General features: G+C 72.9%; 1 protein-coding gene. It reads right to left on the bottom strand.

Going from position 1 to position 229, the window contains the following annotated elements; translation table 11 throughout:
- On the bottom strand, positions 1–229 hold a 229-nt coding region (locus tag ACPYOI_RS37320; protein ID WP_481424337.1), incomplete at both ends, for a hypothetical protein.

Here is a 229-nt window from a genome sequence, read left to right as displayed (position 1 = left end):
AAACCCAGCACCGAGGCCGCGCCACGCGATAGCGGGTGATATAGCGGCCGAACCAGTCGATCAGCGTGGCGTCGTCCAGCGCGGCGAACGGCAGCGCCTCGCGCACGCGGGCCAGCGCGGCGCGGTCGATCTCGCCGGAGGCCTTGGCGGGAGCCAGGTCCGGGTCGCGGTAGCGCTGCTCGTCCGGCAGGCGCTCGACCAGGTAGTCGGCCAGGTCGCTGGCCAGTTC

It is taken from the genome of Rhizobium sp. SVR5-2C (genome assembly GCF_056755115.1).
Note: the sequence above shows the minus strand (reverse complement) of the source record. Positions and strands in the feature narration are given on the sequence as shown.